Origin of the sequence: Mesorhizobium sp. ORS 3428 (assembly GCF_001854785.1) — a bacterium.
In the GTDB taxonomy this organism is placed as follows: domain Bacteria; phylum Pseudomonadota; class Alphaproteobacteria; order Rhizobiales; family Rhizobiaceae; genus Mesorhizobium.
Genome location: NZ_MDFL01000162.1, coordinates 1 through 26,054, shown reverse-complemented (window position 1 = coordinate 26,054; position 26,054 = coordinate 1). Strand labels below are relative to the sequence as shown.

The following is a 26,054-nucleotide window of genomic DNA, read 5'->3' as shown; positions in this document are numbered from 1 at the left end:
CATCAAGTGCGTGGAGTCGGGCGGCCCCGAGCCGGGTGTAGGCTGCGCCGGCCGCGGCGTCATCACCTCGATCAACTTCCTCGAGGAGAACGGCGCCTACGATGATGTCGACTATGTTTCCTACGACGTGCTCGGGGACGTGGTGTGCGGCGGTTTTGCGATGCCGATCCGCGAGAACAAGGCCCAGGAAATCTACATCGTCATGTCCGGCGAGATGATGGCGCTCTATGCCGCCAACAACATCGCTAAGGGCATTTTGAAATACGYCCATTCGGGCGGCGTGMGGCTCGGCGGCCTGATCTGCAACGAGCGCCAAACCGACCGCGAGCTCGACCTCGCCGAAGCGCTGGCTTCCAAGCTCAATTCCAAGCTCATCCATTTCGTGCCACGCGACAATATCGTCCAGCACGCCGAGCTAAGGAAGATGTCGGTGATCCAGTATGCGCCGGACTCGAAGCAGGCCGGGGAATACCGTGCGCTGGCCGAGAAGATCCATGCCAATTCGGGCCAGGGCACMATACCGACCCMAATCACCATGGAGGAGCTCGAGGACATGCTGCTCGACTTCGGCATCATGAAGACAGACGAGCAGATGCTTGCCGAGCTCCAAGCCAAGGAAACGGCGAAGGCGGCCGCACTGTAACGAGCGTTGTCTACTTGAGGTGCGGCCTTGACCTAGCGCGCCTTTGGAATAACGGCGCCTCGCCGGTGAGGCGTCACACGAACCTTGAAAGGGGTCCCATGAGCCTGGAATACGAAAATGACGGTGCTCTCCATGCGAAGCTTATCGAGGAGGTGTTGTCGCAATATCCCGACAAGACTGCGAAGCGCCGCAAAAAGCACCTCAACGTCGCAAAGAGCGGGGACGAGCCCGGCGAGGAAGGGGAGATCCTTTCGGAATGTGACGTCAAATCGAACATCAAGTCCATTCCCGGCGTGATGACCATTCGCGGCTGCGCCTATGCCGGCTCAAAAGGCGTGGTGTGGGGGCCGGTCAAGGACATGGTCCATATCTCGCACGGTCCCGTCGGCTGCGGGYAATATTCCTGGTCGCAGCGCCGCAACTACTACGTCGGCACGACCGGCATCGACACGTTCGGCACAATGCAGTTCACCTCCGATTTCCAGGAGAAAGACATTGTTTTCGGCGGCGACAAGAAGCTGGAACAGATCATCGACGAGATTGAAGAACTTTTTCCATTGAACAAGGGCATCACCRTGCAGTCCGAGTGCCCGATCGGCCTCATAGGCGACGACACCGAAGCGGTTTCGCGCAAGAAGGCCAAGGAGATCGAAAAAACGATCGTGCCGGTGCGTTGCGAGGGCTTCCGCGGCGTCTCGCAATCGCTCGGCCACCACATCGCCAATGATGCGATCCGCGACTGGGTGTTCGAGAAGAGGGAGGTCGAGTTCGAGGGAGGCCCATACGACGTCAACGTGGTCGGCGACTACAATATCGGCGGCGACGCCTGGGCTTCGCGAATCCTGCTCGAGGAGATCGGCCTGCGCGTGGTCGGCAACTGGTCCGGCGACGCTACGCTCGCCGAGATAGAGCGCGCGCCGAAGGCCAAGCTCAATCTCATCCATTGCTACAGGTCTATGAACTACATCTGTCGGCACATGGAAGAAAAGTACGGCATCGCTTGGATGGAGTACAATTTCTTCGGTCCCTCCCAGATCGAAGCCTCCCTGCGCAAGATTGCCAAGCATTTTGGGCCGGAAATCGAGGAGAAGACCGAAAAGGTGATCGCCAAGTACCGCCCCTTGGTCGACGAGGTAATCGCCAAATACCGACCGCGCCTCGAAGGCAATACGGTGATGCTCTATGTCGGCGGCCTACGCCCCCGCCACGTCATCACGGCCTACGAGGACCTCGGTATGGTGATCGTCGACACAGGTTACGAGTTCGGCCACAACGACGATTATCAGCGCACCGCCCACTACGTGAAGAACGGCACACTGATCTATGACGACGTGACCGGTTATGAGTTGGAAAAGTTCATCGAGGGGGTTCGCCCTAATCTCGTAGGCTCGGGGATCAAGGAAAAATACCCCGTTCAAAAGATGGGCATACCGTTCCGTCAGATGCACTCCTGGGATTATTCGGGGCCCTATCATGGCTATGACGGCTTTGCCGTTTTCGCCCGTGATGTGGATCTTGCCATCAACAACCCGGTCTGGGGACTATTCGAGGCGCCTTGGAAAAGACGTCCGAGCCGTGGKCGGGCGATGGCTGCYGAATAAATACCGGACCCTTCGCCTTGGTCTCCCCAAGGAGACGATAAACCCCGCGATCCGTGATCGCGGAAGACCAGAAACGTTTGATGTTCCTGTCCCGCCGTATGGCGCGGTCAGATACCAAAAGAGGTGACCACCATGCCGCAGTCGGCCGAAAAAGTTCTCGACCACGCGCCCCTCTTCCGCGAGCCGGAATACAGGCAGATGCTGGCCGACAAGAAGCTGAATTTCGAATGTCCGCACCAGGATCAGGTCGTTACCGATCAACGCGAGTTCACCAAGACCTGGGAATACCGGGAAAAAAACTTCGCTCGCGAAGCGCTTGTCATAAACCCCGCCAAGGCCTGCCAGCCGCTAGGCGCCGTGTTCGCGGCCACGGGCTTCGAGCGAACCATGCCCTTCGTGCACGGTAGTCAGGGTTGCGTGGCCTATTACCGCTCGCACCTGTCGCGCCATTTCAAGGAGCCAGCATCGGCAGTTTCCTCCTCAATGACCGAGGATGCGGCAGTGTTCGGCGGCCTGAAGAACATGGTCGACGGGCTCGCCAACACGTATAAACTCTATGACCCGAAGATGATCGCCGTATCGACGACTTGTATGGCCGAGGTCATCGGCGACGACCTGCACAGCTTCATCGAGAACGCCAAGGAAGAAGGCTCGGTCCCGCGCGACTTCGACGTGCCCTTCGCGCACACGCCGGCCTTCGTCGGCAGCCACGTCGACGGCTATGATGGTACGGTCAGGGGCATTTTGGAGCACTTCTGGAAAGGCCAGGAGCGTACGGAAGTCCTGGGAACGATCAACATCATTCCGGGCTTCGACGGCTTTTGCGTTGGCAACAACCGGGAACTCAAACGCCTGCTCGATCTGATGGGCGTGTCCTATACGTTCATCCAAGATGCCTCTGACCAGTTCGACACACCATCGGACGGCGAATACCGCATGTATGACGGCGGCACGAAAATCCAAGACGTTAAGAATGCACTCAACGCCGAGGCGACACTATCACTACAGCATTACAACACTCGAAAGACGTTGGAATATTGCGAGGAGGTCGGCCAAGCGACGGCCTCGTTCCATTACCCGCTGGGCGTTCAGGCGACCGACGAATTTCTGGTGGAGGTCTCCGCTATTTCCGGCAAGGAAATCCCCGAGGCAATCCGACTGGAGCGCGGCCGACTTGTTGACGCCATGGCGGACAGCCAATCCTGGCTGCACGGCAAGAAATACGCACTCTACGGCGACCCGGACTTTGTCCACGCCATGGCCCGCTTCATCATGGAGACAGGCGGCGAGCCGACCCACTGCCTCGCCACCAACGGCACGACGGCGTGGGAAGACGAGATGAAGGAACTGCTTGCCTCCTCGCCCTTCGGCAAGGAGGCTCAAGTCTGGGCGGGCAAGGACCTGTGGGCGATGCGATCGCTGCTCTTCACCGAGCCCGTGGACCTGTTGATCGGCAATTCCTATGGCAAGTATCTGGAGCGCGACACCGGCACGCCGCTGATCCGGCTGATGTTTCCGATCTTCGACCGGCACCATCACCATCGCTTTGCCCTCATGGGCTACCAAGGCGGGTTGCGCGTACTGACGACAATCCTCGACAAGATCTTCGACAAGCTCGATCACGAGACAAGCGAGACGGGGGTGACGGACTATTCTTATGACCTCACCCGCTAGGAGCGGTGGCCGGCTTTTACAACTGGTCCGTCTTCTCGATTGACTTTGGAGACCGGCAATGTCCTCGCTCAATGCCAAGATCCAAGATCTCTTCAACGAGCCTGCCTGCGAGAAGAACCGCGGCAAGGACGCCAAGGCGCGCAAACAGGGCTGCTCCAAGCCGCTGACCCCCGGGGCGGCAGCCGGCGGCTGTGCCTTCGACGGCGCAAAAATCGTGCTGCAGCCGATTACCGATGTCGCGCATCTGGTCCATGCACCGCTCGCCTGCGAGGGCAATTCCTGGGACAACCGCGGCACGGCTTCGTCCGGGCCAACGCTATGGCGCACAAGTTTCACGACCGATCTCACCGAACTCGACGTGATGATGGGGCAGGGCGAGCGGAAGCTTTTCAAAGCAATCCGCGAGGTCAAGGAGGCCTATGCGCCGCCCGCGATCTTCGTCTATTCGACCTGTGTGACGGCGCTGATCGGCGACGACATCGAGGCCGTGTGCAAGCGCGCGGCTGAAAAGTTCGGCCTGCCGGTGGTGCCGATCAATGCGCCGGGCTTCGTCGGCTCCAAGAATCTCGGCAACAAGCTTGCCGGCGAGGCGTTGCTCGACCATGTCATCGGCACGGCGGAGCCCGACGATGCCGGCCCTTACGACATCAATATCCTTGGCGAATTCAACCTCTCGGGCGAATTTTGGCTGGTGAAGCCGCTTTTTGATCGRCTCGGCATCCGGGTGCGAGCCTCAATTCCGGGCGACGCGCGCTACCTCGACGTTGCGTCAGCGCACCGCGCCCGGGCAACCATGATCGTGTGCTCGACCGCCCTCATTAATCTGGCGCGCAAGATGGAGCAGCGCTGGGACATCCCGTTTTTCGAGGGCTCCTTCTACGGCATCACCGACACTTCTGAGGCGCTCCGGCAGATATCTCGACTGCTCGTGAAGAAGGGTGCGGATCCGGAGATCCTCGGCCGCACCGAGGCATTGATTGCTGAAGAGGAGGCGATTGCCTGGAAGAAGCTCGCGACCTACCGGCCGGGGCTCGAAGGCAAGCGCGTGCTTCTCAACACCGGCGGTGTGAAGTCCTGGTCGGTGGTCCACGCACTGATGGAGATCGGCATCGAGATCGTCGGCACCTCGGTCAAGAAATCAACGCCCGAAGACAAGGAGCGCATCAAGAAGATACTCAAGGACGAAAACCACATGTTCGAGACCATGGCACCGCGCGACCTTTATGCCATGCTCTCGCAACGCAAGGCCKACATCATGTTGTCGGGCGGGCGCACGCAATTCATTGCACTGAAGGCAATGACTCCCTGGCTCGATATCAACCAGGAGCGTCACCAGCCCTATGCCGGCTATGACGGCATGGTGGAACTCGTGCRCCAAATCGACCTCGCCATCCGCAACCCGATCTGGCGCCAGGTGCGGGAGCCACCGCCGTGGGAATGCCAGCTCGCCACAGGGGACGAACCGCCGAGCACGAAGAGTGAGACCGTGACCGTCCAGAGTTTCAAGAAATTCGCCGGCACGACGGCCGACGATTTCGGCGAGTGTTGAGGAAAGCCGATGGTCCGCATCCTTCCCCAGACAAAAGCCGCGGCGGTCAATCCACTGAAGTCGTCGCAGCCGCTGGGTGCAGCCTTGGCCTTTCTTGGGATCGATGGTGCGATGCCGTTGTTCCACGGCAGCCAGGGGTGCACCAGCTTCGCGCTCGTGCTCTTCGTGCGGCATTTCAAAGAAGCCAYCCCCCTGCAGACTACCGCGATGGAYGAAGTGGCKACGATCCTTGGCGGGGCRGATCATCTGGAAGAGGCGATCCTCAATCTCAAGACTCGCACAAAGCCAAAGCTGATCGGGGTCTGCACGACGGCGTTAACGGAAACCCGAGGCGAGGATTTCGCAGGGGATATCGCCGATATCAGGCAGAAGCGCACGGAAGAACTCGCGGGTACGGAGGTCGTGCTGGCCAATACGCCGGATTTCGAGGGGGCGATCGAAGAGGGCTGGGCCAAGGCTGTCACGGCGATAATCGGAAGTATCACGCGGCCCGGCGAGCAGGCGCGGYGATCGAAGAAGATCGCGATCCTGCCCGGCTGGAATCTCACTGTGGCCGAYATCGAGCATTTGCGGGACATGGTCGAAAGCTTTGGGCTCGAGCCGGTGATTTTGCCGGATGTCTCCGGCTCGCTCGACGGTACAGTGCCAGACCGCTGGGTCACGACCACCTATGGCGGCACCAGCGTCGAGGACATCCGCGAGCTTGGCACGGCCGTGCAATRCATTGTCATCGGTGAGCATATGCGCCGCCCGGCCGAGCTGCTGCACAGGTTGACCGGCGTGCCTTACGCGATGTTTCAGTCGCTGGCTGGATTGAAGACCGCAGACCGGTTCGTCTCGCTGCTATCAGCGATTTCGGGCGCGCCGGTGCCGGCCGGGGTGYGCCGGCGCCGGGCGCAGTTGCAGGATGCATTGCTCGACGGACATTTCCATTTCGGAGGCAAGAAAATTGYGATCGCTGCCGAACCAGACCAACTCTACCAACTCGCGACTTTCTTCGTCGGCATGGGCTCCGAAATCGCGGCGGCGGTCACCACGACCAATATGTCGAAAATTCTGGAGAAAATACCGGCGGAGTCGGTTCAAATCGGTGATCTCGGCGATTTGGAAGTTCTTGGCGCCGGCGCTGATCTCCTCGTCACCCATTCCCACGGCCGCCAGGCGGCGCAGCACCTTGGCATCCCGCTCATGCGCGTCGGCTTCCCGATCTTTGACCGTCTCGGCAGCCAACACAAGCTCACAGTCCTCTATCAGGGGACCCGCGACCTGATCTTCGAGGTTGCCAACATCTTCCAGGCCAATCGACATGCGCCGACGCCTGAGGCGCTTGATCCATTCCGCCACCGAGAAATGCCAGATGAGCTCCGTTCGTCGCCTTTCGCTCGTCACTGACGAGGTTCATGCATCAATGCCGCTGCGGCAAGCCGGCGCTTTGCGCGTGGCGATCGCCACGCAAGACATGAAGAACCTCAACGCTCACTTCGGGTCGGCCAAGCGCTTTGCAGTGTACGACGTGACGCGCGAGGAATGGCAACTTGTGGAAGCCGTGGCCTTCGACGACGTTTCCGATGAGAGCGGGACGCATCGCAGCGAGGGCGACGATCGCATCACGCCGAAGGTGGTGGCGCTGAAGGGCTGTCATCTCCTGTTTTRCCTGGCGATTGGCGGACCTTCGGCAGCCAAGGTTATTTCGGCGAAAATCCATCCGATCAAAGTGCCCCAGCCCCAAACCATCCAAGAGGTGCTGTTGCGCACGCAAACGATGCTCAGGAAGGCTCCTCCCCCTTGGCTGCGCAAGGTGCTGGGCCAGGCCGGCATTGCCGAAAAGAAACCGTGCTTCGAAGACGAAGACTTCAAATGAGGAGTAGGCGAAATGCTTGACGCCGTGGTCAGCCCTGATGTCGCCGAGGACGAGGCGGCCCTTGCCACCCCGTTCGTCAAATGCCTCGTGCGGCTCATCCGTGCCCAAGATTCCTACGGGTCGTGGGAAGGCAAATCGGACGCTGAGCTCCTGGGCSACTTCATCATCACGAAGGAACAGCGCCGTGCGATCCCGATTATCGGCGATCCCGATCCTGACGTGCTGTGGAGACTCGACATGTTTTACACCGCCGTCGGGCTCGCGATCGAGGAGCGGTCCGGCCTGATGRCATCGCCGATGATGGAGATGAGCCATGAGGGCTTCGGGCGCGTGCTTTTCACGGCCGGGCGTTTGGTCGTTCTGTCGAAGACCCTGCGCGACGTCCACCGCTTCGGCTTCGAGACATTCTGGAAACTCGCGGCGGCAGGTACGAAACTGGCGGGCGACGCGATCGCCGCCATTGAAGCCTATCCCGAGGTGGCGCGGGCGTGATGAACGCGATTTTCGGGCAAGGGGATCATGCCGGGCGTTGAAGATTTGCCATGGCCCGCCCACCCAACCGGGGCGGTCGAGGCCGATTTGCTTCTTGGGGTAGCGCCGATGAAGCCATTGGTCCTGATCTGTTCGCAAGATGCGGAGTTGTATCTGTTCCTGAGCCACATTCTGGGGGTGGACGGCTTCACGAGTGAGCCGGCCGGCGGCGTGAAGGAAGCAATTGCAGCGGCCGATGAACGAGAGCTCCAGGCCGTGGTGCTGGATTGCGGGCCAGCAAGCGTAACGGGCTCCACAATCTGCGCAACATTCAAGAGCGAGCCCCGGACGGGTGGCCTTCCCGTTATTGCCCTGATTGCCCCCGGCGCCGAGAACCAGCACCTCGATCTCTTGAAGGCAGGCATCGACGAGAGCTTTGTGCGGCCGATCGCGCCGGCCACGCTGCTTGACTGTCTGCGCACGAAGCTGGCGCTGCCGAAGCCGGGTTCAAACGGGGCCGAAAACGGCAGCTGGCTCTGCTGCGGCGGCCTTGAGATGAAGCTCGATGCCTACCGAGTTCGCGGTAATGGCCATGACATCCATCTCGGACCGCTCGAGTTCAACCTGCTGCGGCATTTGCTTGAGGCTCCTGGCAAGGTCTTTAGCCGAGACGAGCTGATCGACGCGGCTTGGCCCGAGAATATCCATATCGGTGCGCGCACCGTCGACGTTCATATCAGCCGGATCAGAAAGGCGCTGAAGGCGGCCTCGCCCGGCAGCGTCATTCGTACCGTCAGATCGGCAGGTTACTCACTCGAGAAGCCGGATGGCTGAATGGCAAGCGGTTTTGCCATTCCCATCCCCTCGCGAGGGCAAATCTTGCGGCTTCGAAACGCCTGCAGGCACAACATGCTCAAAAAGTACCGGATCACATGGCCTTCAAAAGCGTACTCAGTGTCACCGGAGCTGAACACTCCGATGAGGACGTCACAATAGCTGCCGGCTTGTGTGCCGAGGTCGGCGCGAATCTTTCGGTACTTATTATGGGGTCTCCGCCGCTTTGCGGTTCCATGCCTGAGTGGCCAAAACGACATGYAGCGGCCATCGCCAGACTGGAAAGGCGGTATAGGCAAATCGAGAAATTTTCACACGACATGGCCATTCTGGAAAAGACGTCCAAGGATATTCAAGAACTGCTGGGAGCTATGTGGAATTGCTATGACATCGATACCGCATACTGCGATCAGGCCAGCGTCGGCGACGCGGTGCGACAGCGGGCGCTCTRCAGTGACCTGACCATCGTCGGCCCCGCACTTCTCAACGACATCGATCTCGRACCTCTTGTTATCAACGGCAGCTTGTTCGATACCGGAAAGCCGGTGCTCGTCGTACCGAAGGGTGCCGAGGCGACGCTGTCGCCACGGCGCGTGCTGGTCGGCTGGGATTCTCGCGTGGAGGCCGTCCGTGCGGTTCGGGAAGCGCTGGATTTGCTATCCGGAGCCGAGGAAGTTCGGCTCACATTGGTCGATCCGGAGGTGACCTGCACCGGAAACGGCACCGAGCCGGGAGCCGACATCGCCGCCTATCTCACCCGGCATGGTGCTCGGGTGTCGGTCGATCGGCTGCCGAGCGCCGGCAAGCCGGCGGCAACGGTGCTTGCGCAGCACGCAATCGACACGTCTGCCAACATGATTGTCATGGGCGCTTATGGAAGCCGGCGGCTGCGCGAGCGGCTCTTTGGTGGCGTAAGGAGATGGATAGAAGCAAAGCCGCCATTGCCGCTGTTTTTGGCGCGGTGACGGTTCCGAAGGGGGCACCTATGCTGTTCGAAGCTCTGCTTCGCTGGTCGCCTATCCTGGTGCCAAGTCGGCCAAGGTCGCGGTAAACGCGCAGGTTTTCGCGGAGAGCCTCAAGATAATTTACAGGCGCCTCGGCCCGAGACCATCCCGCACGTCTCCAGTGTTGCCCTTACGATGGCTTCGGCTCGTTCGAGAAGATCCGTGAGCGGAACTTAACGGCCGCGCCGACGTAAATGGGCTTCTCAATGCAGTCAAAACTCAAGGGTTTGCAGGTCGGCGTCAGGTCGAAAACGAGAATCCTTTCGACGCGGCACGCCGCTCGGACCCGCATCGCCACTCGCATGGGCGAAATCTTGGATCGCCCTCACTATTGGGTTGGGGCTGAACAACGCAATCATAGTACCGCGCGGCCAACACCCTCGAGTTCAGCGGACAGTCGGGCCCTTGCCGGATTGGGCAGCAAGCGATGGCATCAATCATAATGTCATAGGCCGAGATGGTAGAGCGGCGAGGACCGCCGCATCTTCAGTGTATTGGTCGGTCCCGCTCGAGCCGCGCGGCGGCCGAATGGTCGTGGGCTGATCAAATCCGACAACGCTCGTTTTGCACCCCGGACGCGGGCGCTGCAGCGCCCGGGCGCCGGAAACACACAAGGTAACACAAGGCAGGAATGCCGCAGAGTTCACCAAGCACCAGCACACCTGGCCAGTCTGCAACCATCGTCATAGTCAATCAAAAAAATGGCGRCATTGGCGATGGCGGTAGTGGCGGGCCGCAGCTGGACCAGCGTCGTCGTGGAGGACGCCCATGTCACCAGCCGGGAAATTCAATCGCAAGGCGGAAGGGGGCGCCGCGGCACGCGCATGGAGCGGCTCCTTGCAATCGTAAATGCCGAGTTTCTGCTACCGCCTGAGGGACATTACGGCACAAAGCTCAACCTAATGGGCGCGAAGCGGGCGATGGTGACAGGCCCGGCCATAGYCGACGCAGTCATGATGTCCATCTGCTCATCCCTTGGCCGCCATCCATGTCGAGTGGTCCGTGGCCAGGCTCTTCTGACGGCGCGCAAAGTGAACGCATGTCCGAAACCTGACAACGGCGGCAAATATGTCGGGTTCAATACAACCGGCCGTCTTCGTCGCATGGTTGGTTCAAGTGAAATCACCCATTGCTGCACGCTGAGCACACTGGCACAGCCTTTGCCAATGGAGATGCGGCAACACTGGATGCGGCAAGACTGAGCAAACGCTCAAGGCGCGCAGATGCGCGAGATGAATGATGCTCGCTTTCCTTGAACCCGTGTGCCCCTCGTAGAGGAAAACAAACTCGCGCCCAAAGTCGCGCAACCTTTGGCAATAGCCTTGGAGAGCAACATGGCATTGCAGATGGAACCACAGGCTCCCCCGATCAAGGTCGAGACCTGGCCGGGTGGCGAGCCGCTTGCGCGTTTCCAGCCCGGCAAAGTGTATGTCGTCGAGTTTTGGCCGACTTGGTGYGGACCATGTACGGCGGCGGCGCTCCAACTGGGGCAGGTGCTGGAGAAATTCAAGGACGCCGGAGTTGAGGTCGTCGGAGTCGCGGCTGATGAAAACGCTTCCTCGCCCGTTGAGGCTCGAGGCAAGCTGGGCGCGTGGTTGGCCGAAAGGTGCCCGGATCTAAACTATCGCATCGGATTCCACCCTACAGGCGAAATGAACAAGCTTTGGAGGGGGCCCAGCTTTTCGATCGGAATTCCGACCTCGTTCGTGATCGACCGAGACGGTCACATCGCCTTTATCGGCCATCCGAGGCATCTCGACGAGGTTTTGCCGAAGGTACTGAACGGCAGCTGGCAGGCCAGTGATGAAGCGAAACCCGCCGACACTGCGCGGATCGCCAGAAGCGGTGCACTAGCATGCGAACAGGCCTTGAAGGAGCCAATTGTTGACAGATTCTGGGCGGCGATAAAGGCAGAGGATTGGACGATGGCGCTCTCGGCGATCGAAGAGGGCATCGCCTTGGTGCCGGACGATATCAATTTTCGCCTGGCTCATGTGCATCTGTTACTTCACACGATGCACGACATGCAGAAAGGCATGCCCGCCATGCGCAAATTGGWTCGCGACGCAATCGACAGAAACTCCGAGAACTGGATGCTTGCAGCGCTAGGCCAGCTCTTCGGTCCGGCGCACGACCATTCGCACTTTCCATCTGCTGAGCGCTTCGCGATGGGCAAAAAGCTGTCCGAACACATCCTGGCACTCAATCCCCCGCAAGGCGACGGCCCTAAGTTCCGGTCCTATCCGGCGGTCGCTAGGTACTATTACGACAGCGGCAATAAGGATCGCGCGATCGAGTTACTCAGGTTGGCATTGCAGTCGCTGGACGGTCCGGAGCTTATTCCGGACGCCCWGAAACAGCACCTTCTTCCGGATTTGCTGCAGACCCTGGCCAGCTACAAGGCTGGGAGGGCCGTTACAGCGCTCTCTTTGCGGCTTCGCAAAACATTTTCCCCCCGGCATCAAGGCGCGATCGGCCGGAGAAAATACAAAAAAAGGGGCGTCAATTTGAATGTTTACTGGCCAATTCGTCGATTTACCTGGCGTGACCGCAGCAAGTAGGCGCCATGCAGCACCGGGTGGATCGTTTGCGGCAGGTTCAAAGCGCGWATTTTGCGATGACCTGCACCCGCATCGCGGCGCAAGTGATGTTGGACRCGAACCTTCGCCGTGGTGGATGGCCTCGCGGTCGAAGACGCGTCCAAGACCGGTCACCCGGACATCAATTGCTTGGAGTTGCCCGCTCCGAGCCGGRCATCGGCCACGCGTATGTGCCCGAACTAGGCGTTGCCGAAAAAGGAAATTCGAGGAAGAGGGCTGAAACGGGGAGGATATGAAATTGCCCGAAGCCGCGATCTGCCCTGCTAGCAACGAGGACGAGGCGGCCCTTGCCACCCCGTTCGTCAAATGCCTCGTGCGGCTGATCCGTGCTGAGGAGTCCTACTGCTTATGGGAAGGCAAATCGGATGCAGCGCTGCTGGYCGGCTTCATCGTCACCAGAAAAACGCGCCGCGCGATCCCTGGCATGGGCTATCCCGATCCCCACGCGCTGTGGAGGCTCGACATGTTTTACAGCGCCGTCGGGCTTGCGATCGCGGAGCGTCTCCGCCTGGTGACATCGCCAATTGTGGAGGCCAAATCCGTGAGGCCWGTGGGCGCGGGCTTGTCGGTGCCGGGCGTTGGATCGTTCTGTCCGGACATCCACCGGTTCGGCTTCGAGACATTCCGACAACTCGCGGAGGCCGGTACGAGACTGGTCGACGATGCGACCGCAGACACCGAAGTCAGTCCCGACGTCTCGCTGGTGTGACGGAAGCCGTTTTCGAGGAGGATTAATGTCAAACCTTGAAGAGCTGCAGAAGAAGGTCCGCAAGCTGCAGTCACGTGCGGGAACCGCAAAGATGGAGTTGCACGACCTTGCCGAAGACCTCCCGGTCAACTGGACCGAGATCAAGGTGATTGCCGAGAGAACGTTCGCCGTTTTTGCCGAGTTGGACGCCGCCAAGAGAGATCTGGCTGCATCGGAGAATGCGCGATGACGAGCGCCTTCGTCACCCGCGACGGCTCCAAATGGATGCCGCAATATCTCACCGCTATCGATGGCACGACCTGCATCGGTTGCGGACGCTGCTTTAAGGTTTGCTCGCGCGAGGTCATGYACCTTTACGGAGTCGATGACGCAGGCGAAATCCTCGGCCCCTGCAACGACGAAGACGACGACTTCGATGGCGAGCTCAATCGCATGATCATGGTCGTCGATCATGYCGGCCGCTGTGTCGGCTGCGGAGCGTGCTCCCGCGTCTGCCCGAAGAACTGCCAGACACATCTTGCCGCCGACAAGGTCGCTGCATGATGTGGCGAGAAACCAGGAGAACGGCGTTGTCGTTCAAAATCTTTTATCRCACTTTTTGGGTGGTCCTGTGCGGCAACGCTTTGGCTGTCTATTTTGCTTCTCATTCCATCCGCACAGTAGTCGTCACAACGCTGGCTTGTTCGCTGCTCCTCCAAATAGTCTATTTCGCAAGCGTGCTCTTTTTGATCTGGCGGTCTGGAGGCACTAGCAAAACTGGCCAAAGGGCTGAACATTTCGGAGTTGCGACGCAGTCGGAATATCAGCTGCCAGACGATGATGAGGTGGTGAGGAATAAATCTTCCGATGTGCCTCCGGTCTTTCCGATGGGCGGCATATCGCTGTTCCACTGACGCGCGACGACGAGATCAAGGTCAGATTCATGCTGGTTCAAATCAACCGTGAACATCGGATGGATGTTTCAAGGAATGCTATGCTTGGTGCTGTCGACAGCGACCRCATTCCGTCGTTCCAGTCCCCGGCGAGCAGTAGGGTCCGACAGGCATTGCTAGGGACGCCAGCGTGGCCGTTGCGTGTCGGGACGGCGAATGAGGCGCTGGATTAGTGACGAAGCTCTTCCAAGACGCGGACAACGCAGCCGGCCTGAGACCAAACAGGCCCTCGAGCTGATGTGCATAGCTAGTCTCGGCTCATTCACACATMGCCGGAGAGAACATGCTCGAAAAGTTCGAACGCTATCCGCTTACCTTCGGACCGACGCACATCGAGAAGCTCGACCGGCTCAGCAAGCATCTGGGTGGAAAGGTCGAAATCTACGCCAAACGCGAGGACTGCAACTCCGGACTCGCGTTTGGCGGAAACAAGCTGCGCAAGCTCGAATACATCATCCCAGACGCCATCGCCTCAGATGCCGATACGCTTGTCTCCATCGGYGGCGTGCAGTCCAACCACACGCGAATGGTCGCCGCAGTCGCCGCCAGGATTGGCATGAAATGCCTCCTGGTTCAGGAGAGCTGGGTTCCACATGAGGATGCCGTCTACGATCGGGTCGGCAACATTCTCTTAAGCCGCATCATGGGCGCAGAAGTGCATCTGGTCGACGAGGGCTTTGACATCGGCATCCGCCACAGTTGGGAAAAGGCGCTCTATGAGGTCAAGGCCCGGGGCGGCATACCCTATGCGATACCAGCTGGCGCGTCCGTTCACCCTTATGGTGGTCTCGGCTACGTGGGATTCGCAGAGGAGTTGCGCGCTCAGGAGAAACAGCTTGGGTTTGCATTTGACTTCATTGTCGTTTGCACGGTCACGGGCTCGACGCATGCCGGCATGCTCGTCGGATTTGCCAATGACGGTCGACATCRCAACGTCATCGGTATCGATGCCTCTGCCACTCCCTCGCAAACCAAGGCGCAAGTGCTGGATATTGCCCAACATACAGCGGAGCTCGTCGATCTCGAAATGGAACTGGTCGAGGATGATGTGGTGTTGCTCGAGGAGTACGCTTACCCACGTTATGGCATACCGTCTCCGGAAACTAAGGATGCCATCCGTCTATGCGCGCGGCTCGAAGGTATGATCATCGATCCCGTTTACGAAGGCAAATCGATGCAAGGAATGATCGACCTGGTCCAGAAAGGCTTTTTTGCCAAGGAATCGAGGGTTCTTTTCACRCATCTCGGCGGTGCGCCGGCGATCAATGGCTACGGTTACACCTTTCGAAACGGCTGACCCGCACGGGCCGCGTCAGCAGCGAGTCGGCTGGGAGTCGCCGCGACGGCTGCCGAGTGCGGAGCTAGCGCATCTGGGGYGGTCGGCGCAGCCGCCTATTGATATCGCCACGAACCGCAAACACTTGGCGACGCTGGCGGGCAGCGCCCAAAATTCCAGGACCGCTTTGTGCCCGGCATCTGGGCGGTTACTCGATGCGGTCACTCGGCCGGAGCGGGCTGATTGCCGGGCCGCTCCGCCCGCGGCGGGTTTGGCGATCATGAAGGCTAGAAGAGCGCTGGCTAGGGCAGCCCTGAATGGGATGTGTTTCCGAGTTTTCCATCGCCCGAGTGCGGGTGGATGATCGCGCGGCTCAATGCCATGCGAGAAATCCAGCGCCAGCCTGTGCTGGAGAGTTCGCTGCGTGGGCGATCTCCGGAGAGAGCCTCAGCATGGAATTCGACATGCGGCCTTCTTCTCGATCGCGTTCGAAGAGAGTTTCCAGCCTGGCGTGACCGGCTGGGAGAAAGATCACATGCTCGATATGACCATGCTCGACCGGATCAGCGTTAGCGCGCTACCGCGAGAGATTGCGATCACCTCAAGCCTGACTGGCAGGCCGAACACTCTCACATGAGACATCGAAGTTGTGGATGGAAGAGTCCRCCACGCATGACCAGCGTCGTGACCACCTCGTGAGGAATTGTCTCGTTCACCCTCTGCCAACGGGGCGGGGATAGCTCTCGCCTGCTTTCGGTCGATAGTCCGTTTGTRCAAAACACGACAGTATCAGCCCGAAACGCGACAGTATCAGCTCCGACACACGACTGTGTCGGAAGCGAATCGTGCGGTTTCCCAATGGTTCTTCTCGTTGGCACGACAAATGCAGTGCTCTTCGCAGAGCGTCTGTACCCGCGAGTGACGAGAAGTCATCCCGCGCGCACAAACGACAGAGTCTACGGTATCGGACACCAGGAGAGAACATGATGACAAAAGTGCGGACGGTTGCGGCGCAGGGTGCGATGGCRCTCATCGTCCTGATGGGGGTGGGTCAGCAGGCTTTGGCGGCAGACCCTGCGCAACGTTACGTCGCACAGGACCAGGGAACAGTGGAGGCGTCGAGCCCGTGGCAGATTCGCGTGCGCGCGTTGGGAGTGAAAACCAACGATTCAGGTTACGTCGGCGGGATTGCCGGTTCCAATCTCTCCTATTCAGACACCGTGACGCCAGAATTCGACATCTCGTATTTCTTCACCGAAAACATCGCTGCCGAACTCATCCTCGCCACTACCTACGCCAACGTTGATGGCACTGGAGCAATCGGCGCACTGGGGAATGTCGGCAAGGTATGGGTACTGCCACCCACGCTCACGCTGCAGTATCATATCACCCACTTTGGGGCCTTCCGACCCTATGTCGGCRCCGGCCTGAACTACACCGTCTTCTACAATCAAAGTGTCGGCAGCGCCGATGCTCTCCATGTGAAGAACACGTTTGGTGCCGCGCTGCAGGTCGGCTTCGACTACATGCTGGATCGGCACTGGGGGATCAACGTCGATGTCAAGAAGCTTTTTCTGGAACCAGATTTTACCGTCAAAGTGGCCGGCACCGATCTGAAGGGCAAGGCCAAGCTAAACCCTTGGTTGCTTGGTGCAGGTGTCACTTACCGCTTCTAACAGGTCGGCGATTCTTCGGCTCGATTTTAAAAGCGGCGAAAACGCCCAATGAARGACTTGTGGGCAGACCTGATCCCGTCCAGGCTGTTCCTCAACCTTACGCCGTGCAATATGGGCGAGCGCCTCATTCGTAGGTGCTCGGCCCGGTCTAATGCTCGGCCTTCGACATGCATTTCATGCCATATTGCGGCGATAGACAATGTCGTGCGCAAGCTCACACACAAAGGCAAGCATCTGTCTTCGGTCGGCTTCTTCTTTTTGCTGGGCGCAGCATCGTCGTTGTGGGTTACGTGGTCATCGCAGCCACCCGGAACCAGCTTCACGTCTCCACGACATTGGCGGCGTCATCGGCACATCGATTTCTGCGCTGTTCCTGCTGGTGACTGGATTTGACAACCTGCTTGTCCTGACAGGCATTTGGGCGGCGTTCTCGCGAGCGCGTCCGCCACACGCATATCTCGGTCACACCCAGCCAGCACAAAGAATGAGGAACCATGCCCGCGGATGATTTGATCCTGGCCAATGCCAGGATGCTTGACGGAAACGGCTTCGCCGGGGCGTCGGAATCGTGGCTGCGCATCGCGGATGGCGTGATCGCGGAAATCTCCGAGAAGCCGATCTCCTCAAAGGCGGCGCGCACCATCGACCTGAAGGGCCGCACCCTGATGCCAGGGCTTATCGACTGCCACGTCCATGTGACGGCGATCACCGTCGACCCTGGCCRCACGGCGATGCTTCCGGACGTGACGGTCGCCTTCGGCGCGGCGCGCATCATGAAGCAGATGCTGATGCGCGGCTTCACGACGCTGCGCGACGTCGGCGGGGCGACGCGGCCGCTGRCCCAGGCTGAGGAAGCCGGCCAGATCGAGGGACCGCGTCTCGTCTTCTGCGGCAAGGCGCTCTCCCAAACCGGCGGTCACAGCGACTATCGCGGCTTCGTCGACAACCGCAGCGCCGAGTCCCAGACCTACCGTCTCGGCGCGATGGGCCGGGTCTGCGACGGCGTCGACGCCGTTCGTCACGCTGCTCGCGACGAAATCCGCCAAGGAGCTCAGTTCATTAAGGCGATGGCTAATGGCGGCGTGTCGTCGCCGTCGGATCCCATCAGCTTCCAGCAGTTCTCGATATCAGAGCTGGAGGCCATCGTCGAAGAGGCGGCGAACGCTCAGACCTATGTCTCCGCGCATCTCTACACCGACGAGGCGATCTCGCGTGCCGTGCGGTGCGGTGTGCGCTCGGTTGAACATGCCAACTTGATCGAGCCGGCGACAGCGCGCCTCATGAAGGAACGCGGCGCTATCGCCTGCCCCACACTGGTGGCCTGCGAAGCGCTGCACAAGCATGCCAAGGCGCTGGGCCTRCCGGACGTGTCCGTCGCGAAGCTCGACGACGTCCGGCGGCGCAGCCGGGRCTCGCTCGAAATTCTCCAGAAGGCCGGGGTGACGATGGCGTTCGGCACTGATCTCCTGGGCGAACTGCACAAGTACCAGTCCGACGAATTCACGATACGCGCCGAGGTGCTGCCGCCGATCGAGGTGATCAGGTCCACGACGTGCCATGCGGCCGAGTTGCTGCGCATGACCGGCAAGGTCGGATCGCTCCAGGTCGGCGTGTTCRCCGACTTTATCGCCGTCGACGGTGACCCGCTGGAGAACATGTCGCTGCTCGGCGGCCAGGGCGACCACCTATCCCTCATCGTGAGGGCCGGACGCGTGGTAAAGAACACCATCGACGACAATAGCTGTCCCGAGCAGAACCGGCGGGCCGTTGACAACATTCCAAGCCCAGATCCAGRCCACGATAGTTGCGATGATCAGAAAACCTTAAACGGTGGCGATTTTTGCCTTGGCGCGAAAAGTTGCTCGTCGAAAAGACTGCAGGAGAGAGCTCCCTGGGCTCCCGGGTAAATTCACAGTCGACTATGCAACGGCCGAATCCTCGTCAGCTATTCGGAGYGGCTGCGGTTCGCCGCATCATATTCAAAACACGGAATGCGGCACACGCAGCGCCGTACCCGTTGTCGATGTTTACCACCGCAAATCCGGGTGCGCAGGAGGCCGGCGCCGCGTGGAGGGCGGTTTCTCCTTCGTTCGAAACCCCATACCCGGTCGAGGTGGGCAGGCACATGATCACGCCGGCCACAAGTACCGGCGGTGGAAAGTACGTCCCTGAGGACATCCGATTCCAGCCCAGTACGCTTGGAAGGGCGCCATCCATGCCGGCGACCGCCACAATGACCGAAAAGGTCCGCAATTCGTCGACACTCTCCGACAACCGCCACAGGCCGGCCACGCCGATATCGATGAATTGCTTCGTCGCGGCACCGAGATAGGTGAGCGTTCGCGTAACTCCGGCCGACTGCGGCATATCCGAGCTGCCGGCTGTTACCACCGCGATACGAGCCGGTTCACGTTCACCAACAGAGGCCCAGTTCAGGTAAGCTGTCCTCGAGATGTGATCGTAATCCAGCCTTTCGCGATAAGTGGGCGCCATGCGGGCGAAGACATCGGGTCCGAGGCGGGTCGTCAGGCACTGYGCGCCATGCGCCAACACTCGGTCGGCAACGGCACCGACTACATCAAGAGCCGCGCCGCGCTGACCTACCCCGTGACGGTTACAGACGTCAAGGCGGAGGCGAAGAAGCTTCTGTCGACCGATCCGACCGTCATGATCGTCAGGCCCCCGCGCTAATGCCGCCTCATTGCGTCTAGGCGTATGTGATCCGCAGGTGCCGCAAAGATAAGTCGAGCTGTGGCGTCTAGGCTGACGCCTCAACTCGTTGATCGCTTCGGATTGCTTGCAACCGAGCCAAACCCGTCCCTGCGTCGACTTGGCGCGCCAGCATTGACTGAGTTTGAGCTTCTKAGCACCCTGATTCCTCCCCGGGACAATTGCTGCTTTGCCCGGCCGTTGCATTGTCCGAAAATTGCCACAGCAAATCACTCGCGCGGCAATATGAGCCCTGGTTGCCGTGTGACATCGCTGGAGATGCCTCCCCGACCCTCCAGRCTTCAAAGCCACAGGCTCCCAGCGGTGCTCACTCGGTGGGGCTTCAACTGAGCCTCACTGATGCAGATTATTGCCGCCGAATTGTCGCACGATATCGTGATCCCGTCCTCGCATCACTGCACCAACACAGTCTTTGACCGGTGCTTCTCAAGCGCGGCGGCAATGTGCCCAACTGATTGCCGTTGCCGCGGGTCAGGTCCTACACGATCCGAGATATGCCGGCCTTCGTTTACGGTCAAACACGTGGACGGCCCCGGCCGCGCGGCGTCTCCCAGATCAAGGTGGATATGGCTGACTGGCGGTTCGTCATACCCGACCTGCATCCGGGTTTCGCCATCTCCGCACAAGTCCGGTTGAGACCGGGGTCGTAGCGGTCGGGGGTTGGTGACGGCGCCCCTGAGATTGTCGCAGACCACGAACTTCGGCACGCCACCCACTGACGCTCGGCAAACCGCGGTTGCGTCCGTCCTGCCGTGCCGATGTTCACAAAGCCTTGCGTCGATTTGCGAATGAGCCCCAGCATCAAATGTGCAGGCGGATGTGCGCCTTCATCTTGACGACTCGTACGGCGATTGTGAGGAGGCCCAAACGGCAATTGGGCGATGGCAAAGCTCGAGCACCCCGGCAAAGCGCGCAGGTGGAGCTGCTGGGCGAAACCCGAGGCTCGCCGCGATAGATGTTGCCCGGGAACAGCCCGAATGACTGCTTGTATGATCCCCTTTCCCCTCATTGCATCCTTAACAGCGTGCTGCCGTGAAATGCGCCGGCGAAGACAATGATTCCATCACTCAACACGCGCCGTATGTGGGCACGCCACAGGTTGGCGACAATCGCACGCAGGACCCAGGCGAACACCGGGGCCAGCCTTTCCGATGCTCTCGTTGCCCTACCGGATTCCAGGTTCTTACGACTACCAGAGGTCCGGAGGTTGTTCCTATTCGCCAAGATTGAGAGACGGTGTGATCGACCAATCGATTGAATCTGCGGCCCGCTGAAGTATTACCCGTGTCTGAGCATGATTGGATGAAACGGCGATGACATGTCCAATGTGGTCTCGGCAATCGCCTTTCCTGGCGATCCGCGCCTTAGGTTCGATATACCATTTAACCTCGGACACGCCTGAGACAGCAGAAGCCCGAGTGTCGCCGTCCACCCAATCGAACGTTCCATCGCGATCAGAAATCAGGAACCRCACGGCCGCCGTATCGGTCGGGCTCCTCCGCAAACTGCGTTGGGCGCCGGTCACAAGTTTGATGTGCTCGGCGATGAGATCCACGCCATAAGYCAGCTGAACCAATTCAGGAGCGGGCGAAGCTGGAAGATGCGGCCTAACTCCAATCACAACTGGACCATGCTTCGTCAACCGGAGCTCGATGTTTGTTGGCCCCCAGCCAAGGCCAAGAGCCTGGATGCAATTCAGCGAAACGTCGGAAATTTTTTCGCGCTCACCGTCATTAAGTACAGCGGGATAGGCCCACTCACGGCAGATGAAACTTGGCCATTGACATAACTCAACCATGGCAATGCCAATTATTTCGTTCCCCATCATGTTAACGTTGTATTGTGGTCCTTGTATAAAATCCTCGACCAGTATCCGTTGCGCGGTGCGCTCGGTCTRCATCACCCCGAAAAGATTGGCCGTATGTGCTCCTAATTCCTCGAGATTTCTGCACAATTTAGCACGGGCRCTTCCGCTTCCTAAAGCCGGCTTAACGACTACCGRCAGTCCGATCTCACTCGCGAAGCTTTCAGCCTCAATCCCGTTCACTGCCGTCTGATATGCGGGTACTGAAACGCCGGCCTCCGAGAGAAGCTGACGTTGAGTGAATTTGTCGGTGCATTGTTGAATCGAAACAGGGCTCGGTCCCGGTAGACCGAAGTGCCGGCAGAGCTTACTGACTGTCGCGGAAGCTAAAACATCGTCGCTCGCAAATCCAGTAATACCAGCAATGTCATACCTTGTGCGCAGCCCGTAACACTCACGGATCAGAGCGTCGATATTGGCTGTATCGACGTCAATAGCCTCAATGCTTCTCGCCGCAACATATCCGTACCGAGCCGGATCTACCGCCAAGGTAATTGGGTGAAGCCCGAGACGTTCAGCCGCTTGGATGCAGAGCGGACCATTGCCCCTATCACCTTCTACGAGGATGAGCGCTTTTCTTAACACGACCTTGGACTCCGATATGCGTTTWGTGCGGCAGCCAGGAACGCAAGGAAGTACTGCCCCCGATTTCAGACTTGGCTGTTAGGCCATGGCAACAGGCTCCGCCGATGAGGGCTAGGCGCTGCTAAGTACGTGGTTCACCAACGCGCGCGAACACTGCTTGCCTTTGCTTGATCACGCCGGTGGKGCGAGTGCTCGTCAGCCAACGCATGTTCTCATCCTCCTTAGTTGCAGCCGACCAGGCGCCAATATCCGCCAACCGCGGGTGGGACTGCCCTCAAAAAACTGGATGTTTCTCGCTATCCGACCGGGAATGAGGCCAACCCACGTCGGACTACCCCTACCTTCATGGAAGACTTAGTTTGGCAGTGCGGCCACCATCCACGACAAAGATCTGGCCGGTGACAAATGCAGCGTCGTCGGAGGCAATCCATGCGACCATAGCCGCGACCTCCTCAACCCGACCGGTTCGTCCCAACGGATGAATGGTACCCAGCCTTCCTCGGGCCTGCTTCGGCAACGCGGCGACGAAATTGGYGTTGAGCTCCGTATCGATCCATCCAGGAGCCACGCCATTGCAGCGCACGCCGTCTGGCCCCCCATCGACTGCCACGGCACGCGTCAGGCCGTGCAGGCCTGCCTTCGAGGCACAATAGGCGGCGTGCCCTGGGTTGGAGGYCAATCCCTCTATCGAGCCGATATTGACAATTGAGCCGCGGCTTCTCCGAAGGTGAGGCATGGCGCGACGGATCAGCAGAAAAGGAGCATCAAGATTGAGCGCCATTGTGCGTTRCCACTCGTCGAGCCCCATCTCGTCTACCTTTGCCTCAACCATCCGCCCAGCGTTGTTGACGAGGATATCCAGGCGGCCGGCCTTTTGAACGACTTGGTCAATCACCATGTCCGAAACCTCGGGATCGCAAAGATCCGCGACGATCGCTTCTACATCGCCGGTCTCTTCAAGCTGAGCCCCAAATACTCTGGCTCCCCCGCTAACAAGCCTACCGGCGATTGCCGCCCCAATGCCCCTGCTGGCCCCGGTCACCAAGGCGACTCTCCCGACAAAAGGCTTCATGCGAGTGCCCTCTCGCCGTTCACCCCGCCAACCGCCCCGTCCATGAGATGCTCGCAGGAGCCCGGTTTGACCCGAACACCTTCCGACGCATAGCCGAGGCGACCCCTTCGCCCGGTCGGCCAAGCGAGCATCGGCTTGTGCATCGCCATGAGCGACCGCCTGACGAACAGAGTTCCTGCCTTCGAAGGCTCGGGCAGCTTATGGCTAACCGCCTGTCGCGTCGGAAACGCAAGATTTTCAATCAGCGCTGACGGCCTGATCTGATCGCCGTGCGCTCGAAATGCCAGGCCAATCTGGCGCCCCCATTGGTTGCCGTTGATCAATCCGAATTGAAATTTTGCCATTAGCTAAAGCTCCTTCTTCGTTAGGTGCTGAGCCTTCGTTCCGTTCCAGAATGATTTAAAAAGCGTCCGAAAAACGATCCTTGTGTAAAATCACTGTAATCGATGCCAATTCGTTCAGCACTGCGATGGGATCCATTTGCAGTAACGCATTGGCCGGAAAGCCATGCTATCGCTCCTTTTTATGCTTTCTCTTCGGCCCGCGCCGCGGACGCGGCTTGAGGAAATTGGTTTGCGGAGCTGCACAGAGATTGCCGTAACAAACCTCCTCACCCTTGTGGTTGGCCAAGGCCTGCACCAAATTTGGTAGAAGGTGCTGTTTCAGTTCGTCCAGCATAGGTTCCGGACTGTCCAGCGACTTCAGTGCGATCTCGACCAACTCAATCGCGCGATCTTGGTTGCCGCTCTCGTGATAGTATCGAGCGACTGCCGGATATGTCCGGAACTTGCGGCCGTCGCCATGTTGTGGATTGAGTGCAAGGAGCTTCTCTGCCAGCTCGTTGCCGAGCGCAAAACGCTCAGGTGACGGAAAATGCGAGTGATCATGCGCCGGACCGAAGAGTTGGTCTAGTGTTGCCAGCATCCAATGTTCGGAGTTCCTTTCGATGGCGTCGCGAACCAATTGGCGCATGACAGGCAACCCGGTCCGCATATCCTTCATTCTGTGAAGCAATAGATGCGCATGAGCCAGGCGGTAATTGATGTCGCCGGGCATCAAGGCGGCGCCCTCCTGGACCGCCGAGAGGGCCGTACCCCAGTCCTGGTTCCTCACGGCCGCCCAAAATCTCCTATTGATCGATTTAGCTTGTTCGCTCGTTGTGAGTTCTCCCTCCGCGATCCACTTCGCGTTGGCTGGGGCATTAGCCGCGCCAGCTGCCGCTGAGCACTCTTCGAAAGGCGTCATCGAGTTCTGTCCGGTGACCGATAAAGACTATACGGCCATCTAGATCGGTCAGAAACAAGGTCGGAGCTGCGGCAGAAAAGCTGGCATCCAGCCAAGGCTTTTCCATTTCGCCTGTGTAGTCGAGCGCTATCGGGCAATTCAAGTTCGACCACTTTTGCCTCAACGGCGTCCGGCTTGGCTCGCGCCTCAACCGACGTTAGCGTGCGTTCGTGAACTTTGGCTCCGATGACCTCTAGGCAACTGTCCTTGAAGCTTTCCTGCAACTGCATCGGGTGGCGCGTCGCCGAACATCCGACGACGTACATTTCGTTGGACTGAAAATGTGCGATAGGCTCGCCGCGCAGCCAAGTCTTCAAATTGATCGGAGGAAGCGGCGACCCCATCTGCAAAAACACATTGCTCTCCAACGTCATTGCGCGGTTTTACGGCCCAAGCTGTTCCTGAGAGACGTTGCACCCGGGCCAACTGAAGGAGCGTTTCGATCGTCATGCGGGCCGCGATGCGGTCAGCCGTCAATCAGTTTTGCACATCTCGATTAGCAAGGTCTGTGCCAGCGTGCTGAACGCCCAGTGATTGCATAATAGGCCTGAATGACAACCTTGTAACACAAGAGGGCCGAATGTAGTGAAACCGACATTTTGCCGGTTTTTGTCTTGAACCGGACATTTTGTCAGCCGATGGCGGTTTCTGGCCGTGTACAGTCGTCGCCTCACGGCGATGGCACAACAGCACTGATGAGGATCAGCTTGCGCGGATCTCCATCTTGGCCGGACCACGACCCCGAAACCGGATACATTGCAGACTAAACAGAGTTATCTTCAAAATACCCCTTGCGAACGCGGCGGGCCGTTCACGAACCCTCGCGTCTTTCAGGCAACACCACAAGCAAATAATGGACATTTCGACTCGTGTGTTGGAGAATTTCCAGCTGCTATGAACGACGAGCTTGGGGAGCAATCCTATCTCTCTTGGAAGGTATCACGGGCTCCTTGAGGTATGGTGCGTAGAATCCGGACACGAGCAAAGGATGATCACGAGGCAGCGTGGAGAAGCCTCCGGCTGAACCTTGGCAATTTTTCGATGAGCAAAGACACACCGATACCCCGATGCACTCGAATTCCGATGTTGCGTAGTTCCACGTCACTTCGGCTTCGGCAGAGATCCGCCGAATGGCAACAAAGTCGTAGGCGCCGAAGCGATTAGGCACAATCGCGAGGTTCGGGTCACAAGAATGATTCACAATGACAGCCGGCTCCTGAAAGAGAGCGTGGACATTCCAGTCCAATTGAAACGAATTCGTCGTTCGTGTCGTCTCCATCCGCTCGACTAGCCCTATGATAACAATCTCCCCTGGCAAGAAGTCGCGGGCGGTGAATACCCCGCGCCCTCTATCGCCACCCGTGCTGAGGATGCTTACGTTGTGGGCATTGAGCTGCTTTGCGCAGGCGACATCATCCGTTAAAATAGACAAGCCTTCGCTTATGTTAGAACTCGGCACGGCCTATTTCCTTTCAATCAAAGAGTAATACCGGTGAGATGAGACTCTTAAGTTGTAGAGAGTGACACTCTGTCCTCTGGGGCGTTTTTGCTCGGCATTCCCAAACAGTGCTAGGCTACGAGCTGTGGATTTGGCGATCCTACTTGCCACGAAGGAACATTACACGCCATGGCTTGTAGCGTTCCTTCCTTCGGCGATTCCCCGACATGAATGCCTGTCGGCAGCGCCGC

24 protein-coding genes are annotated in these 26,054 nt (G+C 59.1%); 19 read left to right on the top strand and 5 right to left on the bottom strand.

Annotated elements, in window-relative coordinates:
• The 18 genes from nifH to ORS3428_RS28140 form a co-directional block, all read left to right on the top strand.
• A partial coding sequence (nifH, locus tag ORS3428_RS28230) for a nitrogenase reductase (RefSeq protein ID WP_071101569.1) occupies positions 1-643 on the top strand: 643 nt, incomplete at its 5' end.
• A gap of 98 nt (positions 644-741) precedes the next feature.
• Positions 742-2,244: a nitrogenase molybdenum-iron protein alpha chain gene (gene nifD, locus ORS3428_RS28225; RefSeq protein WP_071094662.1), complete on the top strand. Its 1,503-nt coding sequence runs from the start codon at positions 742-744 to the stop codon at positions 2,242-2,244.
• A 132-nt stretch (positions 2,245-2,376) separates the two neighbouring features.
• Positions 2,377-3,918, top strand: coding sequence for a nitrogenase molybdenum-iron protein subunit beta (nifK, locus tag ORS3428_RS28220; protein ID WP_071101565.1), 1,542 nt, complete (start codon positions 2,377-2,379; stop codon positions 3,916-3,918).
• Positions 3,919-3,976: 58 nt separating this feature from the next.
• Positions 3,977-5,467, top strand: coding sequence for a nitrogenase iron-molybdenum cofactor biosynthesis protein NifE (gene nifE, locus ORS3428_RS28215; protein WP_071101564.1), 1,491 nt, complete (start codon positions 3,977-3,979; stop codon positions 5,465-5,467).
• A 9-nt stretch (positions 5,468-5,476) separates the two neighbouring features.
• On the top strand, positions 5,477-6,859 hold the full coding sequence (gene nifN, locus ORS3428_RS28210) for a nitrogenase iron-molybdenum cofactor biosynthesis protein NifN (RefSeq protein ID WP_071101563.1): 1,383 nt from the start codon (positions 5,477-5,479) through the stop codon (positions 6,857-6,859).
• Positions 6,825-7,328 (top strand): nitrogen fixation protein NifX, encoded by a 504-nt coding sequence (gene nifX, locus ORS3428_RS28205; protein ID WP_071101562.1) that lies wholly within the window; start codon positions 6,825-6,827, stop codon positions 7,326-7,328. Before nifN ends, nifX begins: the two co-directional genes overlap by 35 nt.
• A gap of 12 nt (positions 7,329-7,340) precedes the next feature.
• Positions 7,341-7,820 (top strand): NifX-associated nitrogen fixation protein, encoded by a 480-nt coding sequence (locus ORS3428_RS28200; RefSeq protein ID WP_071101561.1) that lies wholly within the window; start codon positions 7,341-7,343, stop codon positions 7,818-7,820.
• Between the two features lie 27 nt (positions 7,821-7,847).
• Positions 7,848-8,633 (top strand): winged helix-turn-helix transcriptional regulator, encoded by a 786-nt coding sequence (locus ORS3428_RS28195; RefSeq protein ID WP_052458734.1) that lies wholly within the window; start codon positions 7,848-7,850, stop codon positions 8,631-8,633.
• A 320-nt stretch (positions 8,634-8,953) separates the two neighbouring features.
• Positions 8,954-9,598 carry a universal stress protein gene (locus ORS3428_RS28190; RefSeq protein ID WP_244508128.1) on the top strand — a complete coding sequence of 215 codons (645 nt, stop codon included), beginning with the start codon at positions 8,954-8,956 and terminating at the stop codon, positions 9,596-9,598.
• A gap of 755 nt (positions 9,599-10,353) precedes the next feature.
• Positions 10,354-10,839, top strand: coding sequence for a hypothetical protein (locus tag ORS3428_RS28185; RefSeq protein ID WP_071101559.1), 486 nt, complete (start codon positions 10,354-10,356; stop codon positions 10,837-10,839).
• Between the two features lie 132 nt (positions 10,840-10,971).
• Positions 10,972-12,198 (top strand): TlpA disulfide reductase family protein, encoded by a 1,227-nt coding sequence (locus ORS3428_RS28180; RefSeq protein WP_244508127.1) that lies wholly within the window; start codon positions 10,972-10,974, stop codon positions 12,196-12,198.
• A gap of 277 nt (positions 12,199-12,475) precedes the next feature.
• Entirely contained in the window at positions 12,476-12,946 is a 471-nt protein-coding gene (locus ORS3428_RS28175; protein ID WP_071101568.1) for a DUF269 domain-containing protein, read from the top strand.
• 25 nt (positions 12,947-12,971) lie between these two features.
• A complete protein-coding gene (locus ORS3428_RS28170) occupies positions 12,972-13,175 on the top strand; it encodes a CCE_0567 family metalloprotein (protein ID WP_040971462.1) in 204 nt (67 codons plus the stop codon).
• A complete protein-coding gene (gene fdxB / locus ORS3428_RS28165) occupies positions 13,172-13,489 on the top strand; it encodes a ferredoxin III, nif-specific (protein WP_071101557.1) in 318 nt (105 codons plus the stop codon). Before ORS3428_RS28170 ends, fdxB begins: the two co-directional genes overlap by 4 nt.
• Positions 13,490-13,515: 26 nt before the next feature.
• Positions 13,516-13,839, top strand: coding sequence for an exopolysaccharide production repressor protein (locus tag ORS3428_RS28160; RefSeq protein WP_244508126.1), 324 nt, complete (start codon positions 13,516-13,518; stop codon positions 13,837-13,839).
• 322 nt (positions 13,840-14,161) lie between these two features.
• Positions 14,162-15,175, top strand: coding sequence for a 1-aminocyclopropane-1-carboxylate deaminase (locus tag ORS3428_RS28155; RefSeq protein ID WP_071101556.1), 1,014 nt, complete (start codon positions 14,162-14,164; stop codon positions 15,173-15,175).
• A gap of 962 nt (positions 15,176-16,137) precedes the next feature.
• Positions 16,138-16,830, top strand: a complete 693-nt coding sequence (locus ORS3428_RS28145) for an OmpW/AlkL family protein (protein ID WP_083355322.1) — start codon at positions 16,138-16,140, stop codon at positions 16,828-16,830.
• Between the two features lie 494 nt (positions 16,831-17,324).
• Positions 17,325-18,737: a metal-dependent hydrolase family protein gene (locus ORS3428_RS28140; RefSeq protein ID WP_071101554.1), complete on the top strand. Its 1,413-nt coding sequence runs from the start codon at positions 17,325-17,327 to the stop codon at positions 18,735-18,737.
• A gap of 34 nt (positions 18,738-18,771) precedes the next feature.
• On the opposite strand, the gene ORS3428_RS28135 is transcribed toward ORS3428_RS28140, so the two are convergent.
• Complete coding sequence (locus tag ORS3428_RS28135) at positions 18,772-19,323, bottom strand: circadian phase modifier CpmA (RefSeq protein ID WP_244508125.1); 552 nt, start codon at positions 19,321-19,323, stop codon at positions 18,772-18,774.
• A 48-nt stretch (positions 19,324-19,371) separates the two neighbouring features.
• Between ORS3428_RS28135 and ORS3428_RS33600 the strand changes: the two genes are divergently transcribed.
• Complete coding sequence (locus ORS3428_RS33600) at positions 19,372-19,521, top strand: hypothetical protein (protein ID WP_172833740.1); 150 nt, start codon at positions 19,372-19,374, stop codon at positions 19,519-19,521.
• 1,252 nt (positions 19,522-20,773) lie between these two features.
• On the opposite strand, the gene ORS3428_RS28130 is transcribed toward ORS3428_RS33600, so the two are convergent.
• The 4 genes from ORS3428_RS28130 to ORS3428_RS34510 all read right to left on the bottom strand — a co-directional run bounded on the left by ORS3428_RS28130 (position 20,774) and on the right by ORS3428_RS34510 (position 25,824).
• Positions 20,774-22,009, bottom strand: coding sequence for an ATP-grasp domain-containing protein (locus ORS3428_RS28130; RefSeq protein WP_071101552.1), 1,236 nt, complete (start codon positions 22,007-22,009; stop codon positions 20,774-20,776).
• Between the two features lie 343 nt (positions 22,010-22,352).
• Complete coding sequence (locus ORS3428_RS28125) at positions 22,353-23,051, bottom strand: SDR family NAD(P)-dependent oxidoreductase (protein ID WP_244508129.1); 699 nt, start codon at positions 23,049-23,051, stop codon at positions 22,353-22,355.
• A 540-nt stretch (positions 23,052-23,591) separates the two neighbouring features.
• On the bottom strand, positions 23,592-24,326 hold the full coding sequence (locus ORS3428_RS28115; RefSeq protein ID WP_244507860.1) for a hypothetical protein: 735 nt from the start codon (positions 24,324-24,326) through the stop codon (positions 23,592-23,594).
• A 931-nt stretch (positions 24,327-25,257) separates the two neighbouring features.
• Entirely contained in the window at positions 25,258-25,824 is a 567-nt protein-coding gene (locus ORS3428_RS34510; protein WP_083354999.1) for an SET domain-containing protein-lysine N-methyltransferase, read from the bottom strand.
• Between the last annotated feature and the right edge of the window lie 230 nt (positions 25,825-26,054).

Coding starts and splice junctions, on each gene's coding strand:
- ORS3428_RS33600 (WP_172833740.1), top strand. CDS start 19,372: ATGCGCCAACACTCGGTCGGCAACGGCACCGACTACATCAAGAGCCGC.
- ORS3428_RS28170 (WP_040971462.1), top strand. CDS start 12,972: ATGTCAAACCTTGAAGAGCTGCAGAAGAAGGTCCGCAAGCTGCAGTCA.
- nifK (WP_071101565.1), top strand. CDS start 2,377: ATGCCGCAGTCGGCCGAAAAAGTTCTCGACCACGCGCCCCTCTTCCGC.
- ORS3428_RS28115 (WP_244507860.1), bottom strand. CDS start 24,326: ATGACGCCTTTCGAAGAGTGCTCAGCGGCAGCTGGCGCGGCTAATGCC.
- ORS3428_RS28195 (WP_052458734.1), top strand. CDS start 7,848: ATGCCGGGCGTTGAAGATTTGCCATGGCCCGCCCACCCAACCGGGGCG.